Here is an 18493-nt window from a genome sequence, read left to right as displayed (position 1 = left end):
ATCGTGGCAGGACCGCTGATTGCCAAGGAGTTGCAGGCCAGCTTCCGCAGCGCGCTCGAAGAGGCGCGGCGGATGCGGCACGAGTACCTGACGCTCGAGCACCTGCTGCTCGCGCTCACCAAGGAGGCACGCACCCGGGAAGTGCTCAAGGGCTGCGGCGCCAACGTCAAGCGGCTGCAGGAACGCCTGGAGGCATTCCTGGAGGAGACCGTCGAGCGTCTGCCCGAGGGGGTGGAGGCCGAGCCGCAGCAGACCATCGGCGTGGAGCGGGTGCTGCACCGCGCCGCCATGCACGCCCTGTCCGCCGAGCAGAAGTTCATCGACGGCGGCGACATCCTCGTGTCCCTCTTCCGCGAGGAGGAGAGCCATGCCCTCTACCTGCTCCAGCAGGAGGGTGTCACCCGGTTGGATCTGCTCAACTACATCTCCCACGGCCTCTCCAAGGACGAGTCCTCCGACGAGGGCGAGGCGGAGAGCGCGCCGCGCGGCAGCGCGCCCGCCGGTGACGACGAGGAGGGGGAGTCTCCACGCAAGAGCCCGCTGGAGGCCTACACCACCAACCTCAACGAGGAGGCGAAGCAGGGCCGGATCGACCCGCTCATCGGGCGCGAGAAGGAGCTGGAGCGCACCATCCAGGTGCTCTGCCGGCGCCGGAAGAACAACCCGCTCTACGTGGGCGAGACGGGCGTGGGCAAGACGGCCATCGCCGAGGGCCTCGCGCTGCACATCCACGAGGGCAAGGTGCCCGAGGCGCTGAAGAACTCGGTCATCTTCTCGCTGGACATGGGCGCGCTGCTGGCGGGCACCAAGTTCCGCGGGCAGTTCGAGGAGCGCCTCAAGGGCGTGCTCAAGGCGCTGCAGGAGCACCCGGACGCCATCCTCTTCATCGACGAAATCCACACCATCGTCGGTGCGGGAGCCACCAGCGGCGGCTCCATGGACGCGTCCAACCTGCTCAAGCCCGCGCTGGCCAGCGGACGGCTGCGCTGCATCGGCTCGACGACGTACCAGGAGTTCAAGGCGTCCTTCGAGCGCGACCGGGCCCTGTCGCGGCGCTTCCAGAAGATAGAGGTGGGCGAGCCGTCGGTGGAGGACACCATCCTCATCCTCGAGGGGCTGAAGAGCCGCTACGAGGACCACCACGGGGTGAAGTACGTCGCGGAGGCCATCCGGGCGGCTGCGGAGCTGAGCGCCAAGCACATCAACGACCGCTTCCTGCCGGACAAGGCCATCGACGTCATCGACGAGACGGGCGCGGCCGAGCGGCTCAAGCCCGAGGGCAAGCGCACCGGCCAGGTGACGGTGGCGGACGTGGAGAACGTCATCTCGAAGATGGCGAAGATTCCGGCCAAGAGCGTGTCCGCCAGCGAGGGCGTGCAGCTCAAGAACCTGGAGCCCGAGCTCAACAAGGTCATCTTCGGGCAGGAGTCGGCCATCAAGTCGGTGGTGGACGCCATCAAGCTGGCGCGCAGCGGCCTGCGGGCGCCGGAGAAGCCGATTGGCAGCTTCCTCTTCTCGGGCCCCACGGGCGTGGGCAAGACGGAGCTGGCCAAGCAGCTCGCCTCGGTGCTGGGCGTGGAGTTCCTGCGCTTCGACATGAGCGAGTACTCGGAGAAGCACACGGTGAGCCGGCTCATCGGCGCGCCTCCGGGCTACGTGGGCTTCGACCAGGGCGGTCTGCTCACGGACGCCATCCGCAAGCACCCCTACGCGGTGCTGGTGCTGGACGAGATTGAAAAGGCCCACCCGGACCTCTTCAACATCCTGCTCCAGGTGATGGACCACGCGACGTTGACGGACAACAACGGCCGCAAGGCGGACTTCCGCAACATCATCCTCATCCTCACGACCAACGCGGGTGCGCGGGAGATGAGCACCAAGTCCATCGGCTTCGGCGACAAGCAGGCGCCGGCGGACGCCCTGCGCGCGAAGAAGGCGATCGAGAACACCTTCACGCCCGAGTTCCGCAACCGGCTGGACGGGTGGGTGCTCTTCTCCGGTCTGCCGCCCGAGGTCATCCTCAAGGTGGTGGACAAGGAAGTGGGCCTGCTCCAGAAGATGCTGGACGAGAAGCGGGTGAAGCTGGAGCTGACGCCGGCGGCGCGGGCGTGGCTGGCGGAGAACGGGTACGACCCGGCCTTCGGCGCGCGGCCCATGGCGCGGCTGGTGGACAACACGCTCAAGAAGCCGCTGGCCGAGGCACTGCTCTTCGGCGAGCTGAAGGATGGCGGCGTGGCGCGCTTCGACGTGGAGGGAGAAGGCCTGAAGCTCAAGACGCTCCCGGCGCCGCAGCCGGCTCCGGCGGCGTAGAAACAGCAGACCCTCACCCCAGCCCTCTCCCAGAGGGAGAGGGAGCACCAGGTTAGTCCCTCTCCCCCTGGGAGAGGGTCGGGGTGAGGGTAAGTCGCCCCCCGGGTTCAAACCCGGCCACAGCGCCCCCCAGAAACGACAAGGGCCAGGTCGAGGGTCTCCCCTCTCCTGGCCCTTCGTCCTTCCCAGAGTCGCTGGCTACTGCACGCGGTAGGTCTTCACCGCGCTGCTGAGCTGGTCGGCGATGATCTGCAGCGTGGTGGCGGCCTCACCGGTGGCGCCGATACGGGAGACGGTCTCGTCCATCATCTTGGACAGGTCGCTCACGGCGGTGGTGATCTGGTTGATGCCGACGTTCTGCTGGCCCACGGCGGCGGCGATCTGCCGGACGGCGGCGGCGTTGTCCTGGATGATGGAGGACAGCTCGCGCAGGTTCTTGCCGTAGGTGCGGACCTGCTCGAGGCCGGCCTCCATGCGCTGCGAGCCGCGCTCGGTGATGCGCACGGCCATGGCGACCGAGTTGCCGATATCGTCCAGCAGCTCGCGCACGCGGTCCGTGGACTCGATGGACTGGTCGGCCAGGGCGCGGATTTCGCGAGCCACCACGCCGAAGCCCTTGCCGTGCTCGCCCGAGCGAACGGCCTCGATGGCGGCGTTGAGCGCGAGCATGTTGGACTGGTCGGCCAGGTCCTTCACCGTCTGGGTGATGCTGCCGATCTGCACCGTGCGCTCGCCCAGCTCGAGGATCTTCTGGGCGATCTCCTGCACCTGGGTGCGGATGTCGTTGAGGCCCACGAGCGTCTGCTCCAGGGCGGCCTCGCCGGCGCGGCTCAGCTCGTCGGCGCGCTCGGCCACGGAGAGCACCGAGTCGGCCTTCTGGGCGGCCAGGAGACTCGTCTGGCGGATCTCCTGGGCGGTGACCTGCGTCTCCTGAAGGGCGGAGGCCTGACGGGACACGGTCTGCGACTGGTCGGCGGCGGAGTTGTTGAGCTGCTCGGTGGCGCCGTTGAGGGCCTCGGCGGCCTGCTGGAGGTTCTGCGTCACCCCGCGCAGCCGATCCACCATCTGCGCGAAGGAGCGAGCCAGCTGGCTCACCTCGTCACTGCCCTTCACCTGGATGGGGCGGGTGAGATCGCCAGACTCGACGATGTGGGCGGCCAGGTCGGTGAGCTCGCGCAGCGGGCCCACCACGGAGCGGCTCATGATGGACGCGCCCGCCACACCGGCGCCGACGAGGAGCAGGCCCAGCACCGACATGTTGAGCAGCAGCCAGCCCACCTGTCCGTTGACGGCCTCGTACTTCATGCCCACGTGGACCACGCCGCGCACGCCACCGGACAGGGGCGCGGCCAGGTCGATGACCTTCTGCTTGCCGTTCTCGAGCACCACCTCCACCGAGTCAGCCACCTTCACGCGCTGGCCATTGGTGAGCTCCCCGGCCTGCAGGCTGTTGGTGCTCAGCAGCACCTGGGGGAACTCGCCGGGGAAGGAGTGGGCGAGGACATTGTTGGCGCTGTCCACCACGTACACGTAGCGCACGTTGCCGGCATCCTGGAACGCGCGCAGCAGCGGCTCGAGCGAGGTGGCGCCGTCCGCCGAGGCCCGCTCGGCGGCCGCCGAGAAGCCGATGACGATCGCCTTGCCCTCGCTCACGGTGGTGTCCACCAGGTTGCTCCGCAGCCGCTGGGCGGCGACCACGGTGAGCACGGCGGCCACGGCGACGCTGACGACCGCCGTGATGAGGATGAATTTGGGTCCGATGCCCAGTGACTGCTTGGAGGTGGCGTTGGCGCTCACGGAAGCTCCTCAGCGGAGAAGATCGAAGCCGGCACCAGGAGCCGGCGAACAGGAAGACTCAAGACACACCCTCCGGACCGGGGGGACGGCCAGTCATGGGGCCACGACGGCAGCTCATGCGGATGATGTCCGGCATGGCGGACAGGGGCACTCCCCGGTCCGCGGCCTTCAGCTCGATGGCCACTCGGGGCATGCCGAAGACGACGGAGGACGCCTCGTCCTGGGCGAAGGTGACGCCGCCGGCCTTGCGGATGTCCAGCAGGCCCCGCGCCCCATCCTCGCCCATGCCGGTGAGCACGCCACCACCGGCGCGGCTCCCATAGGTGCGAGCCAGAGAGGCCAGCAGCAGGTCTCCCGAGGGGCACGGTCCGCCGCGCGTGCGCGTCAGCCGCACCACCCCGTTGCCCTCCACCGTCAGGTCATGCCCGTCCAGCGGGAAGTACACCCGGCCCGGCTCCAGCCGCTCGCCCTCGCGGCCGATGACCACCTTGAGGGGCGTCACCTGCGACAGCCAGCGCACCATGCCCGGGGTGAAGCCCTCGGTGATGTGCTGGGCGATGACGATGGGCACGGGCAGGTCCGCCGGCAGGCGCGAGAGCACCTCGGACAGCGCGGGCGGGCCACCAGTGGAGGCCGCCAGCCCGAAGATGTCCACCCGGGCGCCCATCACCGGCGGCGGCGGGGAGGCGATGCGCATCCGGCGGGAGATGACGGGCACCTCCGCCATGAGGCACACCGACTCGGCCAGTTGCCGGCCCCAGCGGCGCAGCTCCTCGCCACTGGTGACGGAGGGCTTGCCGATGAGCTCCAGCGCGCCCGCGCTCATCGCCTGGAAGCACACCTCCAGGTTGCGCTGATCCGCCACGGCGCTCACCACCAGGATGCGCGCCGGCGCCTCGGCCATAATGGCCGCGATGGCCGCCGGGCCGTCCAGGTCCGGCATCAGCAAGTCCATGGTGATGACGTCCGGGCGCAACAGGCGCGCCAGCGTCACCGCCCGGCTGCCGGTGTTGGCCCGACCGACCACCTCGATGCGGGGATCGTCCGTCAGCAGCGCGCTGACTGCGTCCGCCATGGTGGGCGAGTCGTCCACCACCAACACGCGGATGGGATCCTTCCCGCCACTCATGCCCGGGCCCCCCTCCGGCTCATCACGTCGAGCACCTCGGCGAGCAGACGGCCCGCGGCGCACTCACGCTTGCTGAGGAACCCGTCGGCACCCGCGGACAGCCCGCGCGCTCTTGCGCCCGCGCTGTCGTTGGCCGAGACGAGGATGACGGGGATGTCCTTGGTGTCCGGCTGCCCACGCAACGTCGCGATGAGCTCGGTCCCGTTCATCTCCTCCATCTCGAGGTCACAAATGATCACGTCGTAACTCTCCGTCTGCAACCGCTCCATGGCACGAGCGCCACTGGCTGCCAGGTGCACGGTGAAACCACCCGCTTCCAGCATGGCACGATGGAGCGCGCGAGCCGTGAGTGAGTCGTCCACCACGAGGGCCCGGCGGCTCTGCGGCATGGCGACCGCCTGCGGGGTGCTCTCGCTCACCACCCAACCCGGGCGAAGGATGAGCAGCAGCTCGCCGCGGCTGAGGATGGCCGCGCCCTGGTAGGCGGGCACGTCGCGCACCTCGGCGGGCAGCGGGCGGATGACGAGGTCGCGATCACCCACCACCGCGTCCACCGCGAGCGCCATGCGCTTGCCACCACTCTGGACGATGATGAGCGGCTGACCCTCGGACGGAGGCGCCGAGGCGCGCAGGCCCAGGCGGGCGCCCAGGTCCACCACCGGCACGAGCTGCCCGTTGTAGTCCAGCTGCGTCCTCAGGCGGCCGATGCGCAGGTTGTCCTGGGAGGCGAGCTGGGTGGACTCCACCGCCAGCATGGGCAGGCCCACCGCGGTGTCGATGGTGCGCACCGTGAGCACGGGCGAGCTGCCCAGCTCCACCGGGACGGTGAGCATGAAGCGCGTGCCCGAGCCCTTGGTGCTCACCACCTCGATGCGGCCCTGCATGGACTCCACCGCGGAGCGCACCGCGTCCAGGCCCACGCCGCGGCCCGAGGTGTCGGTGACATCCACGCGGGTGCTGAAGCCGGGGCGGAAGATGAGGTCGCGGATCTGCGCCTCGTGCATCCGCGCGCCCTCGTCGGAGGTGATGAGCCCCTTGCGCTCGGCCGACGCACGCACCACCAGCACGTCGATGCCGCGCCCGTCGTCGCTCAGCTCCATCATGAGGATGTTGCCCTGCTGCTCCACGCGCAGCGTGAGGGCACCCTCGTGGTGCTTGCCGGCGCGCTCACGCTCGTCCGGCATCTCGATGCCGTGGTCCACCGCGTTGCGCAGCAGGTGCACCATGGCGCCCTTGAGCTTCTCCAGCAGGCGGCGATCCAGCGACACCTCGGCGCCCACCACGGAGAGCCGGGCCTGCTTGCCCAGCTGGCGCGACAGGTCACGCACCATGCGCTGCAGCGGCTCGAGGATGGTGCGCACCGGACGCGTGGTGATGGACTTGAGGCCCTCCTCCAGGCTGTCGACGATGTCGGTGGCCTCGTGGCCGTCCGAGCGCACGCCGGCCGTCACCGCCGCCAGCACCGCGCGCGCCCGGGCCGTCGGGGCCATCAGCTCGCGCACGGCCAGCAGCTCCACGGCCTTGGAGATGTCCCGGAGGCGGTCCTCCAGGCGCATGCGGAACTCGCGCAGGCGCTCCACCTCGCGCATCAGCGCCGTCACCTGGTGCGCGGCCACGCGCCAGCCGGCGTCGATCGACTCGGAGTCGTCCGCCATGGACAACGCGGGGGCCGCCGCGGCCGGGGCGGGGGCGGCCCTCGCGGGGGCGGCCTTCGCCGGCGCCTGCTCCGACTCGGCCTCGACCTCGGCGGCGACCCTGCCGGCGGCCGCCTCCGGGGGTGGCGCCTCCGCCACGAGCTGGGCCAGGGCGTCCGTCGGATCCGGCAGCGCGTCTCCGCGCCCGTCCGCGTGCGCCTGCGCGCGCAGCAGGAAGAGGTCCAACCCGTGCAGCAGCATGTCCACCATGGACCGCGGCATGGGCTGGATGTCCTTGCGCAGCGGCGCGAGGGCATCCTCCAGCTTGTGGGCGATGGAGCTCAGGTCCTGCAACCCGAGGCTGGCCGCACTGCCCTTCAGGGTGTGAAGGTGCCGCGCCAGGCGGGTGTACACCTTGCTCAGCGCCTCGTTGTCGATCCCCTCCCGCTCCAACTCGAGCAGGTCCAGGGTGACCTTCTGACAGACTTCCTGCGCCTCGGACGAGAAGCCCGCCACGAGGCTCTGCAGCATGGGGTCAACCGGCATTGCGAGCCCCGGCGCCGCGCGCGAAGAGGCGCGGCAGGTCGATGAGGTGGATGATCTGACGGTTGTTCTTCAGAGGGACCTCGACCACGGCACCCTCCGCCTGCGTGCGCGCCGCCTCCACCGCCGCGGTGGGCAGGCTGAGCGGGCGCGGAATGGCTTCGCAGTCCAGGGCGCACAGCTCCCCGTCACCGCGGTCCAGCACGAGCAGCACGGCGGGATCCTGCCGCCAGCCGTGGCCGCCCATGAGCGCCGCGAGGCTGAGCGCGGCGAGCACCTGGCCCTGGTAGCGCAGCACGCCGATGACGTGCGGCATGGACAGGGGCACCGGCGTCACCAGGCGCAGCGGCAGCGCCGCGCGCAGGGACTCCAGCGGAATGGCGTACCGCTCCTCGCCCAGGGGGAACTCGGCCACCATGAGCACCGTCTCGTCGGCGGTGCCATCGGCGCGTCCACGCAGGCGCGTCGCGCGCTCCTCCAGGAGGGCTTTGACCTCTTGATCCTGGACTTCCTCGGGGCCTCGGGGGGTGGAGGATGTCATTCGATGGCTCCCAGCGTGAGGAAGGCGTCGGCGGACGCCCTATAGAAGCGGGCCGGTAGCGGCTCGGGCCCCTCGATGATCAGATCCGGCGGAAGCCGGGCGGCGTTGTCGCGCACGGTGTGCATGAGAGCGAAGGCTGCCTCGCGTGACCCCGCGCGCTCGCGCAGCAGGGCAAGCTCCAGCATGCCGGGCAGGTAGTCCTTGAACTGTTGCAGCAGCTTCTCCAGGACGGTGGCGGCGCCGGCCTCGTCGCCTCCCTCGATACGCTGGAGCGCTTCCAGATGGAGGCGCACGGGCGAGGGAGCGGGTGGAGGCGGTGGCGGCAGGGTGATGGCACGGACGGGCGCTGGCCGAGGCAGCTCGGGCTCGCGGACCACGGCGGCCCGGGGCGGCGGCGTCACTTCCCGCGGGTGCGGGCGGCGGAAGGCCTGCAGCTCCGGAGCCCCCACGCGCACCAGCCCCGCCGGAGGATGATCCACCTCCACCGTGCCCAGCAGCAGGTAGCCGCCCGGCACGAGCGCGCGCGCCAGGTGGCCCAGCGCCACCAGCACCGCGTCCGGCGAGAAGTACGTCAGCACGTTGCGGCAGAAGATGACGTCGAAGCTGCCGTGCACCTCTGGCAGGGGCTCCAGCAGGTTCGTCTGGGCGAAGCGGGTGACGGCGCGCACGGAGTCGAGGATGCTCACCCGGCCCTCGGCGGCGTCCTGATAGAGGGGATAGAGCAGCGGCCCGGCCTCGCGGCGGGACCAGGAGCCATACACGCCCCGGCGCGCGTACTCCAGGCGGCCCTCGTGCAGGTCCGTGCCGAGCACCTCCACGCGCACGCCCTGGGGCGCCGTCCCCTGCAGACACGCGGCGATGGAGTAGGCCTCCTCGCCCGAGGCACAGCCCGCGCTCCACCCGCGCAGCACGGGACTACCCCGGCGCAACGCCGCGGGCACCGCCTCGGCGGCGAGGAAACGGAACTGCTCCGGGTGACGGAAGAAGTACGTCTCCCCCACCAGCACCGCATCCAGCAACGCCCGCTCCAGGGCCGTGCCGGAACGCTGCAGCTCCGCCAGCAGGTCCGACGCGCTCCGGCCTCGCGCCAGCTCCGCGCGCACGACGCGATCCACCGCCGAGGGCGAGATGGCCGTGTCACGGAAACCCGTGCACGACGAGACGACCTCACGCGCCCGCGCGAGAACCTGCTGCGGCTCCACCCCCGTACTCATGCGCTGCGCTCCACCTCCGCCGGGCGCAGCACCTCGAGCGCCTCGCGCAGCAGCTCCTGCGTGGCGAAGGCGCCCGGCTCGAAGATGGGCACCGAGCGCTCACCGGCGCGCAGCATGCCCACCAGGGTATCCCTCAGCTGCCCGTGTCCGGAACCGCCCACGCGCTCGGCCCGCTCGATGTCCGAGGACTGGTACTCCTCGGGGTCCTGCACGGCGTCCACGCTCAGCGCCAGCTGCACGCCGTTGAGCTCCAGGATGACCAGCTTGCGCTCCTCGACGGTCTCGCGGTGATCCACGTCCAGCCGGCGCGCCAGGTCCAGCACGCACACCGGCTGGCCCCGGAGCTCGAAGAACTCGGACATGTACGCGGGCCCCAGCGGTAGCGGGCGCGTGGCGGGCTGGAGGATGACCTGGCGCACGGCATCCAGGGGGATGGCGAACTCCAACCCGCCCACCGTCAGCCGCAGCAGGGCCATGGAACCGGCCCGGGCGCGGCGCCGCGCGTTGGCCAGCGCGTTCTCCACCGCGCTCAACAGCTCGTCGGCGCGGAAGGGCTTGGCCAGGAAGAGCTCCGCGCCCAGCGCCAGGCACGCCTCCGCCCGCGCCGCCTCCGAGGAGATGATGATGACGGGGATGGGCGAGGTGACCGGGTTCGCCTTCAGACGGCGGAGGACCTCATCGCCGTCCATCTCCGGCATGGAGAGGTCCAACAGGATGGCGGCGGGCTGCACCAGCCCCACCTTCTCGAGCGCCTCCTTGCCATTGCTCGCGGTGTTCAGCGCGTAATGGCCGGAGAGGATGGCGCGTTCGAGCGCGAGGATGGCATCACTGTCGTCGACGAGGAGCAGGGACGGGAGGCTCACGACTCGACTCTCAGTTCTGGGCCAGGAACTTGCGCACGGTCTCTGTCAGATCGTGATGCGAGACGGGCTTGTTGATGAAGGCATTGGCACCGGCTTCGACGCCTCGCTGGCGCAGGTCGCCGCCCCGTTCCCCCGTGAGGAGGATGACGGGGACGTCGCGCACCTGAGCCAGGGGGCTCTGGCGCACCTGCTTGACGAAGGTGATGCCGTCCATGCCGGGCATGTTGATATCCGCGATGACCAGCTTCACCGGTACCAGCCGGAGCAGCTGCAATGCCCGCGTCGCATCCTCCGCCTCGACGAACCCCATCTTCAGGTTCATGAGGTAGATCTTGAGGATGTTGCGTACGGTCGGGCTGTCATCCACGAGGAGGATGTTGGCGCTCAAACCCAGGCTCCTACCGGGGCCCGAAGATCGGGACCTGGTTGAAGGAAACGATCAGACTGTAGCGTGACCCCGCCATTCAGCAAAAGCGGGGGGCATCAAAACTCGGGCTTCAGAGGGAAAAGCGAGCTCGTCCCACCGGGAGGCGGTCAACCAGCCGAGCCGGGGGAGCCGGACTCGCCGCCACCTTCCTTCTCCTCGGGGTCCGGGCTGACCGGGGGCGCCCCGATGGCGTGATAACCACCGTCCACGTGAACCATTTCGCCCGTGGTGGAGGGCAGCCAGTCGGAGAGGAGCGCACATGCGGTGCGGGCCACCATGTCATGGCTGGTGCGCGCATCCCAGCCCAGGGGGGCCTGGGTGCCCCACCCCTTCTCGAGGGCCTTGAAGCCCGGAATGCCCTTGGCGGCCACGGTGGCCAGCGGGCCGGCGGCCAGGGCATTGACCCGGATGCCCTTGGGGCCCAGGTCGCGCGCCAGGTAGCGCACGGTGGCCTCCAGGGCCGCCTTGCACACCCCCATCCAGTCGTAGATGGGCCAGGCCACGCGGTTGTCGAAGTCCAGCGTGACGATGGAGCCGCCCTGGGTCATCAGCGGCAGGGCCGCCACGGCCAGCTCCTTGAGGGAGAACGCCGAGATGCGGAACGCCGTCTGCACACTCTCCCAGGGGGTGTTGAGGAAGTTGCCGCCGAGCGCGTCCTCGGGGGCGTAGGCGATGGAGTGCAGCACGCCGTCCACCCGGCCCCAGCGCTGGCGCAGCGCCTCGGTGAGGGCGGGAAAGTGGGCGGGGTTGGAAACATCCAGCTCCAGCACTTCGGTACCCGCCTTGAGGCGCTTGGCGCTGCGCTCCGTGAGGGAGCGCGCCCGGCCGAACCCGGTGAGGATGATGTCCGCCCCCTGCTCCAGCGCGTGCTCGGCGATACCGTAGGCGAGCGACTGGGGGGTGAGCACTCCGGTAATGAGGAGCTTCTTGCCCTGCAGCAGCATGCGAAGGCCTTTCTGGATGAGTAGAGAGGAAGTCCGGGCGGTTTATCACTCCCGGAGGCCCGGGTAAGCCAGGAAGAAGCCCGGATCCTCCATCCGCCCGGGAAGAGACAGGGGTGAAGTTGCGCTCACGTGGCGCATCAATCCTGCTGCTCGTCCCGGCGAGCATGGGGCGGCGGACAATGCTCCCCTGATCAACAAATCGTGCCGAAAACCCCCCAACGGGGCGGCCTTCCAGTAAAAGACAGCACGCCATGGCGAATTTCCAGGACTCGTACCTCTCCGGCGGAAACATCGACTTCATCGAGGGGCTCTACGCGCGCTACCTCGAGGATCCGTCCAGCGTGGACCCGAGCTGGCGCGAGTTGTTCGAGCGCAACGACGGCGCCGGCCGGCCCATCTTCAACCCCACCCTCATCGAGCCGCCCGCGCCCGTGGTGCCGGGCAAGGAGGCCAAGGGAGCCAAGGCCGCTCCGGCACCGACCGCCGCCGCGGTGGCGCTGGCCCCGCAGACCGCCCCCACGGTCGCCTTCCAGCAGGACATGAAGCTGCAGGCCCGGGTGGATCAGGTCATCTCGGCCTTCCGCCTGCGTGGCCACCTGCGCGCGAAGCTCGACCCGCTCGGCCGGCCGCGCCCGCCCCTGGAGCACGTGGCCGACGTGGGCCTGGTGGATGACTCGCACTTCTCCACCACGGAGCTGGAGCAGATGGTGGAGAGCTCCAACGTCTTCCCCGAGGCGCGGGTGAAGCTCAAGGACCTGATGGGCCGGCTGCGCCGCACGTATACCGGCTCCATCGGCGTCGAGTTCATGCACATGCTCGACAGCGAGCGGCGGCGCTGGCTGCTGCGGCGCATGGAGTACACCGAGAACCGCACGGAGTTCACGGTGGAGGAGCAGCGCCACATCCTCACCAAGCTGTCCTACGCCGAGGGCTTCGAGAACTTCCTGCACACCAAGTTCGTCGGCGCCAAGCGCTTCGCGCTCGATGGCGGTGAGGCGCTGGTGCCCATGATGGACGCCGTGCTCGAGGTGGGCGGCGACCTGGGCCTCAAGGAGGTCGTCATCGGCATGGCCCACCGCGGCCGCCTCAACGTGCTGACGAACATCCTGGGCAAGAAGCCGGACCAGATCTTCAGCGAGTTCGAGGGCCCGAAGGATCCCAAGCAGCACATGGGCCGTGGCGACGTGAAGTACCACATGGGCTTCAGCTCGGACCACGGCACGCGGGGCGGGCAGAGCATCCACCTGTCGCTGGCCTTCAACCCCAGCCACCTGGAGGCGGTGAACCCGGTGGTGGAGGGCCGCGTGCGCGCCAAGCAGGACCGCGGCGGAGACGGCGAGCGCACCAAGGTGATGCCGCTGCTCATCCACGGCGACGCGGCCTTCATCGGCCAGGGCGTGGTGGCCGAGACGCTCAACCTGGCGCGGCTCAAGGGCTACGAGACGGGCGGCACGCTGCACCTGGTCATCAACAACCAGGTGGGCTTCACCACGGACCCGTCCGACTCGCGCAGCTCCATCTACTCCACGGCGCTGGCGCAGATGCTGGACGTCCCCGTCTTCCACGTGAACGGGGATGACCCGGAGGCGTGCGTCCACGTGGCGCGCCTGATGGCCGAGTACCGGCAGACCTTCAAGAGCGACGTGGTCATCGACCTCGTCTGCTACCGCCGCTACGGCCACAACGAGGGCGACGACCCCTCGTTCACCCAGCCGTCGATGTACGACATCATCCGCAAGCACCCGACGGTGCGCACGCTCTACGCGCAGCAGCTGGCGGAGAAGGGCCGCGTGCCCGCGGAGGAGTCCGAGGCCCTCAAGCAGCGCTGCCTGCAGGAGTTCGACGCGGCGCTCAGCCGGGCCCGCGCGGAGAGCCAGTTCAAGGAGCCCAACGCGCTCGAGGGCCTGTGGAAGCCCTACAAGGGCGGGCCGGAGTCGGGTGTGCCCGACGTCACCACCGGGGTGAGCAAGGAGACGCTGCGCTCCGCCCTGGCCAGGCTCACGGAGGTGCCCGAGAGCTTCAACGTCCACCGCGACGTGGATCGCACGGTGCTCAAGAAGCGCCAGAGCATGTTGCAGACCGAGGAGCTGCAGTGGAGCGAGGGCGAGTCGCTGGCCTACGCCACGCTGCTGTCCGAGGGCTACATGGTCCGCCTGAGCGGCCAGGACGTGGAGCGCGGCACCTTCAGCCACCGCCACGCCGTGCTGCACGACGTGAAGACGGGTGAGAAGTTCGTGCCGCTGCGGCAGTTCGCCACCGGCAAGGCCCGCCTCGACATCTACAACAGCCCGCTGTCCGAGATGGGCGTGCTCGGCTTCGAGTACGGCTACAGCCTGGACGTGCCGGACGGCCTCGTCATCTGGGAGGCCCAGTTCGGTGACTTCGCCAACGGCGCTCAAATCATCATCGACCAGTTCATCGCCGCCGGTGAGAGCAAGTGGCGGCGGCTCAGCGGCCTCACGCTGCTTCTGCCGCACGGCTACGAGGGCCAGGGCCCCGAGCACTCCAGCGCCCGTCTGGAGCGCTTCCTCAGCCTGAGCGCCCAGGACAACATCCAGGTCGCCTACCCCACCACGCCCGCGCAGATCTTCCACCTGCTGCGGCGCCAGGTGCTGCGCCCGCTGCGCAAGCCGCTCGTCGTCATGTCGCCCAAGAGCCTGCTGCGCCGCCCCGAGGCGGTGAGCAAGCTGGACGAGCTGACCAGCGGCACCTTCCAGGAGGTCATCCCGGACAAGGTGGACCCGGCCGGCGTCACGCGGCTGCTGCTGTGCAGCGGCAAGGTCTACTACGACCTGGTCAAGGCCCGCGACGAGCACAAGGACTCCTCCATCGCCATCGTGCGCCTGGAGCAGCTCTACCCCTTCCCCTTCGACGAGCTGGCAGGCCTCGTCGCGAAGATGCCGAAGCTCACCGAGCTCTTCTGGGTCCAGGAAGAGCCTCGCAACTCGGGCGCCTGGCACTTCATGTTCCCCCGCCTGCACGACCTGGCCGCCGCTCGAGGCCAGGGTCCGCTGAAGCTGGGCTACATCGGCCGCGCGGAGGCCGCCAGCCCCGCCACCGGCTTCACGCAGACGCACAACCTCGAGCAGCAGCTCATCGTCGAGGAAGCCATCCTCCGAGGAACCAAGAATGGCCGTTGAATTGAAAGTCCCGCCCCTGGGCGAGTCCATCACTGAAGCCGTCGTCGGGAAGTGGAACAAGAAGAAGGGCGAGGCGGTCTCCGCCGACGAGCCCCTCGTCGTCCTGGAGACCGACAAGGTCACCATCGACGTGCCCGCTCCCGCCGCCGGCTCCATCGCCACCATCGCCTTCAACGAGGGCGACAAGGTGCGCGTGGGCGACGTGCTGGGCACCATCGAGGCCGGCGCTGGCGCCACCGCCACCGCCCCGCAGACCCCGGCTCCCGCCGCCGCTCCGGCGCCCGCCGCCGCCGCGGCTCCCGCGGCCTCGTCCGATGCCCGCATGACGCCCACCGCCCGGAAGATCGCCGAGGAGAACAAGGTGGACGTGGCCCAGCTCAAGGGCTCCGGCACCGGCGGCCGCATCACCAAGGAGGACGTGCTCGGTCAGCTCAACCGCCCGGCCGAGGCTCCCGCCCAGCGCGCTCCGGCGCCCGCTCCCGCCCCCTCCGGTCCGCGCGCCCGCGCCGACCGCGAGGAGCGCGTGAAGATGACGCCGCTGCGCCGCCGCGTGGCCGAGCGCCTCATCCAGGCCCAGTCCACCGCCGCCATCCTCACCACCTTCAACGAGGTGGACATGGGCGCGGTGATGGACCTGCGCAAGCAGTACAACGAGAAGTTCCAGGCCAAGCACGGCATCAAGCTGGGCTTCATGAGCTTCTTCGTGCGCGCGGCCGTCGAGGCCCTCAAGGCCTTCCCCCAGGTCAACGCGGAGATCGACGGCGACGACGTCATCTTCAAGCACTACTACGACATCGGCGTGGCGGTGAGCGGCTCGCGCGGCCTCGTGGTCCCCGTCGTGCGTGACGCGGACACCCTGTCGCTGGCCGACCTGGAGAAGAAGATCGGCGACTACGGCACGCGCGCTCGCAACGACAAGCTGACGCTCGCGGAGCTGCAGGGCGGCACCTTCACCATCTCCAACGGCGGCATCTTCGGCTCGATGCTCTCCACCCCCATCCTCAACCCGCCCCAGACGGGCATCCTGGGGATGCACAACATCGTGGAGCGCCCCGTGGCCCGCAACGGCCAGGTCGTCATCCGGCCCATCATGTACCTGGCCCTCTCCTACGACCACCGCCTCATCGACGGCCGCGAGGCCGTGCAGTTCCTGGTGCGCGTCAAGGAGTGCATCGAGGACCCGACTCGACTCCTGCTGGAAATTTGAAATCTGGATAAACTGACCAAGCAGGAAAACAGGGCGGCCGCTGGACAGGCGCTCGGCTGCCCGCCTACAACTTCACTTGTCACCCGACGGACGGGGGACGGGAGATCGAGCGGGCCTCGGTCCGCTCCTGACAAGGAAGCACCATGGCAACTGGTACCGTGAAGTGGTTCAACGACGCGAAGGGCTTCGGATTCATCGTGCAGGACGGCGGTGGCGAGGACGTGTTCTGCCACCACACCGCCATCAACATGGACGGGTTCCGGACCCTCGCCGAGGGGCAGAAGGTTGAGTTCGAGCTGGCCCGCGGCCCGAAGGGACTGCAGGCGCAGAACGTTCGCGCGGTTTGATGTCGCCCCGAGCCACTCCGTACAAGTAGTGGCCTCGGAAAAAGGCCCGGCCCCCACGAGGAGAGCCGGGCCTTTCTCTTTGCGGGGCGGCGCGCCCGCGGGCGCTACTTCGCCAGGTGCTGCTTGAAGTGGTTCATCACCCACTCGTACTGGCGCTGGGTGACGAGCGGATCCGGCACCATGTGCGTGAGGCCGCTGAGGGGCAGCAGCTGGTGCGGCTTGCCGGCGCGGAAGAGGGCATCGGACAGCTTGAGCGTATGGAAGAAGTAGACGTTGTCGTCCGCGGTGCCGTGCATGAGGAGCAGCGGGGAGATGCCCTTGCTCGTGTCACGCGCGTGGGTGAGCAGCGAGCTCTTCTCGTAGGCCTCGGGGTGCTGCTGGGGCAGGCCCAGGTAGCGCTCGGTGTAGTGGGTGTCGTAGTCGAGCCAGTCCACCACGGGAGCGCCGGCCACGGCGGCCTTGAAGAAGTCCGGACGCTTGAGGGCGGCGAGCGCGGACATGTAGCCGCCGAAGCTCCAGCCCTCGATGCCCACGCGCTGAAGGTCCACCTCGGGCACCTGGGCGGCGAGCGCCTGGACGGCGGCGACCTGGTCCTCCAGCGTCACGCCGGAGAAGTCGAGGTGCACGGCGCGCTGCCACTTCGAGCCGCGCAGCGGAGTGCCCCGGCCATCGAAGCGGGCGATGAGGAAGCCCTGGTCCGCCATCCACTGCGACAGCAGGTGGGGGGCCATGCTCTTGTGGACGACGGTGACGGTGGGGCCGGCGTACACCTCGACGATGACGGGCAGCTTCTGGCCGGGCTTCATGTTGCGCGGGCGCACCAGCGAGGACTGGAACTTCAGCGGACCCACCTCGCGGTACTCGACGACGGGGGTGAAGCCGGGCTCCACGGCCACGGAGGGCAGCTCGCCCACGCGGGTGCCGTCCGCGCGCGCCACGTAGGTGCGCGGCATGGAGGTGGGGCTCGCGTGCGTGACGACGGCGAGGCCGCCGGACTTGGACACGCTGCCGGTCTCCACGGCCGGACCGGTGGTGCCGGGGCGCACCACCTCGGGGGCGCCGCCGTCCTTCACGCGCCACAGGTAGCTCTCCGAGGGGTTGGGGCCGCCAACGAAGTAGAGCGTGCCGTCCTTCTCCGAGTAGCGGGCGAGGCCGCGAAAGCCCGCCTCCGGCTTCACCAGCGAGCGCGCGAGGCTCCCGTCCGCGTTGCGCAGTTCCACCTCGGGGCCGCCGTTGCGCTCGGTGTACCAGAGGAAGCCCTGGCCACTCTCGAGCCACTTGGGGAAGGTCTGCTCCAGATCGATCCAGGCCTCGTCCTTCTCGGTGAGCAGCTCACGCGTCTTGCCGGTGGCCGTGTCCACCGCGAGCAGCTTCTGCTCCGTCTGCGTGCGGTTCTGCACGAGGACGGTGAGGGACCCCGCCTTCGGCCAGTCCACCGTGGCCAGGTAGGGGTACTGCTCGGCGTCCCACTGCACCCAGACCGTCTTCCCGCCGGTGACGGGGGTGATGCCCAGGCGCACCTTCGCGTTGTTCTTGCCCGGCCGCGGGTAGGCGTAGTCCTCCGCGCCGCGCTCGGGGTGCATCACGTCGACGATGGAGAGGTTCTCCACACCCGAGGTGTCGGACTCCGTGTAGGCGATGAGCTTCGCGTCCGGGCTCCACCACCAGCCGGAGAAGCGGCTCATCTCCTCCTGGGCGACGAACTCGGCCAGGCCGTGCGTCTTCTTCGCGGTGCCTCCGCTGGTGACGCGGTGCTCCTTGTTGGTGGCCAGGTCGATGCGGAAGACGTCGTGGTCCCGCACGTACGCCACCTGCTTGCCGTCCAGGGAGAAGCGCGGGTCGATGACGCCCGCGCCCGTGTTCAGCGCCAGGGACTTCCCGGTGGAGCGCTCCACGACGTAGAGCTTGCCGGAGAGCGACACGAGGATGCGCTCGCCGTCCTCGGAGAGCTGATAGGAGGTGAAGCCCCGGGAGCTCACGCGCATGCGCTCGCGGCGGGCCTTCTCCTCGGCGGTGAGCGTCTCCTCGCCGCCCTTGAGGATGGCCTCGGGGGTGAGCAGCTCCTTCGTCTCACCGGAGGCCACGTCGAAGGCGAAGAGCGTCTGGACGGGCGCGCGGGGCTGGCCGCGCAGGAAGAGGACCGTCTTCTCGTCCGGGGTGATGCGGGGGTTGACGGGACGTCCGCTCATGAAGCGGCGCGTCTCGGCGAAGTCCTTGAGGAAGGTGTCTTGCGAAGCGGTCATGGTCTTGGCGGGGGGCTGCTGGGCAAGAGCGGAAGCGCCCACGAACAGGAGCGCGGCGGCGAGCAGGATGCGCATGCGAGGCTGGCGCCCGGAAGGGGGCGCTCCCTCCTTTGAGCTGGAAAGCGCGCGCAGCCTACACTCTGGCGGCGCGCGG

General features: G+C 69.7%; 13 protein-coding genes. 4 read left to right on the top strand and 9 right to left on the bottom strand.

Annotation, left to right across the window (positions count from 1 at the left end; translation table 11 throughout):
* The first annotated feature begins 3 nt into the window (after positions 1-3).
* Positions 4-2310, top strand: coding sequence for an ATP-dependent Clp protease ATP-binding subunit ClpA (gene clpA, locus JRI60_RS09770; RefSeq protein ID WP_204225572.1), 2307 nt, complete (start codon positions 4-6; stop codon positions 2308-2310).
* Between the two features lie 198 nt (positions 2311-2508).
* Here the strand turns inward: clpA and JRI60_RS09765 are convergent, their stop codons facing one another.
* The 8 genes from JRI60_RS09765 to fabI form a co-directional block, all read right to left on the bottom strand.
* Entirely contained in the window at positions 2509-4107 is a 1599-nt protein-coding gene (locus JRI60_RS09765) for a methyl-accepting chemotaxis protein (RefSeq protein WP_204225571.1), read from the bottom strand.
* A 58-nt stretch (positions 4108-4165) separates the two neighbouring features.
* A complete protein-coding gene (locus JRI60_RS09760; protein WP_204225570.1) occupies positions 4166-5236 on the bottom strand; it encodes a chemotaxis protein CheB in 1071 nt (356 codons plus the stop codon).
* A complete protein-coding gene (locus JRI60_RS09755) occupies positions 5233-7416 on the bottom strand; it encodes a hybrid sensor histidine kinase/response regulator (protein ID WP_204225569.1) in 2184 nt (727 codons plus the stop codon). The genes JRI60_RS09760 and JRI60_RS09755 overlap by 4 nt, the downstream gene beginning before the upstream one ends.
* The gene (locus JRI60_RS09750) at positions 7406-7954 is read right to left on the bottom strand and encodes a chemotaxis protein CheW (RefSeq protein WP_204225568.1); all 549 of its coding nucleotides are present in this window, start codon (positions 7952-7954) and stop codon (positions 7406-7408) included. The genes JRI60_RS09755 and JRI60_RS09750 overlap by 11 nt, the downstream gene beginning before the upstream one ends.
* Entirely contained in the window at positions 7951-9168 is a 1218-nt protein-coding gene (locus JRI60_RS09745; protein WP_204225567.1) for a CheR family methyltransferase, read from the bottom strand. The genes JRI60_RS09750 and JRI60_RS09745 overlap by 4 nt, the downstream gene beginning before the upstream one ends.
* Positions 9165-10031, bottom strand: a complete 867-nt coding sequence (locus JRI60_RS09740) for a response regulator (RefSeq protein WP_204225566.1) — start codon at positions 10029-10031, stop codon at positions 9165-9167. Before JRI60_RS09740 ends, JRI60_RS09745 begins: the two co-directional genes overlap by 4 nt.
* A gap of 10 nt (positions 10032-10041) precedes the next feature.
* Positions 10042-10419 (bottom strand): response regulator, encoded by a 378-nt coding sequence (locus tag JRI60_RS09735; protein ID WP_043405934.1) that lies wholly within the window; start codon positions 10417-10419, stop codon positions 10042-10044.
* A gap of 146 nt (positions 10420-10565) precedes the next feature.
* Positions 10566-11402: an enoyl-ACP reductase FabI gene (gene fabI, locus JRI60_RS09730; protein WP_204225565.1), complete on the bottom strand. Its 837-nt coding sequence runs from the start codon at positions 11400-11402 to the stop codon at positions 10566-10568.
* 251 nt (positions 11403-11653) lie between these two features.
* On the opposite strand from fabI, the gene JRI60_RS09725 reads away from it, so the two are divergent.
* The 3 genes from JRI60_RS09725 (at position 11654) to JRI60_RS09715 (ending at position 16096) form a co-directional block, all read left to right on the top strand.
* The gene (locus JRI60_RS09725) at positions 11654-14542 is read left to right on the top strand and encodes a 2-oxoglutarate dehydrogenase E1 component (protein ID WP_204225564.1); all 2889 of its coding nucleotides are present in this window, start codon (positions 11654-11656) and stop codon (positions 14540-14542) included.
* Complete coding sequence (odhB, locus tag JRI60_RS09720; protein ID WP_204225563.1) at positions 14532-15749, top strand: 2-oxoglutarate dehydrogenase complex dihydrolipoyllysine-residue succinyltransferase; 1218 nt, start codon at positions 14532-14534, stop codon at positions 15747-15749. The genes JRI60_RS09725 and odhB overlap by 11 nt, the downstream gene beginning before the upstream one ends.
* 143 nt (positions 15750-15892) lie before the next feature.
* Positions 15893-16096 carry a cold-shock protein gene (locus JRI60_RS09715; protein ID WP_108066901.1) on the top strand — a complete coding sequence of 68 codons (204 nt, stop codon included), beginning with the start codon at positions 15893-15895 and terminating at the stop codon, positions 16094-16096.
* Between the two features lie 104 nt (positions 16097-16200).
* Here JRI60_RS09715 and JRI60_RS09710 read toward each other — a convergent pair whose 3' ends face one another.
* A complete protein-coding gene (locus tag JRI60_RS09710; RefSeq protein ID WP_204225562.1) occupies positions 16201-18414 on the bottom strand; it encodes a S9 family peptidase in 2214 nt (737 codons plus the stop codon).
* Positions 18415-18493 lie beyond the last annotated feature (79 nt).

It is taken from the genome of Archangium violaceum (genome assembly GCF_016887565.1).
In the GTDB taxonomy this organism is placed as follows: domain Bacteria; phylum Myxococcota; class Myxococcia; order Myxococcales; family Myxococcaceae; genus Archangium; species Archangium violaceum_B.
Note: the sequence above shows the minus strand (reverse complement) of the source record. Positions and strands in the feature narration are given on the sequence as shown.